Source organism: Yersinia sp. 2542 StPb PI, assembly GCF_048593855.1.
GTDB classification, from domain to species: Bacteria; Pseudomonadota; Gammaproteobacteria; order Enterobacterales; family Enterobacteriaceae; genus Yersinia; species Yersinia enterocolitica_E.
This window is the reverse complement of the sequence record NZ_JAZGQA010000475.1, coordinates 1-656: the sequence shown is the minus strand read 5'-3', so window position 1 is coordinate 656 and position 656 is coordinate 1. Positions and strand designations below refer to the sequence as shown.

Below are 656 nucleotides of genomic sequence, written 5' to 3'. Positions count from 1 at the left end.
GCGCTTTCCAGCCTAACTCTTTATTTGCCAATGAAGAGTCTGACCAACACTCTGCAATATCGCCTGTTCTTCTAGGTGCGATTTTATATTTTATATCTTTATTAGATACTTTACTTAAAACGTTAATGATTTCAAAAACTGAATATCCCTTACCTGTACCAAGATTATATACAGAAACACCATCTATACTACCAGATTTTCTTAAAGCAGCTAAATGACCTTCTGCAAGATCCATAACATGAATATAATCCCTTATACCAGTTCCATCAGGCGTAGGATAATCGTTGCCATAAATAGATACGGATTCTAACCGGCCAATTGCAACTTGCAATAAATATGGGACAAGATTATTGGGAATCCCATTAGGATCTTCACCGATCAGTCCAGACTCATGTGCCCCTACAGGATTAAAATAGCGTAAGCATGTAGCATTGAATTTTGGTTCAGCATTAGAAATGCTTTTTAGCATTTCCTCAACGATCAGTTTTGATTCACCATAAGGGTTAGTTGTTCCGCCAGTTCTACAGTCTTCAGTTAATGGTTTTTTTTCTGGTGAGCCGTAGACAGTAGCTGAAGAACTAAATATAAAGTTGTAGACTTCAGCTTTAAGCATTGCGTTAATTAAATTCAAAGTGCCATAAATGTTATTTTTATAG

General features: G+C 36.1%; 1 protein-coding gene. It reads right to left on the bottom strand.

All coding sequences use genetic code 11. The features are described from left to right. The coding region (gene galE, locus V1952_RS22365; RefSeq protein WP_420075614.1) for a UDP-glucose 4-epimerase GalE at positions 1-656 on the bottom strand (656 nt) is incomplete at both ends.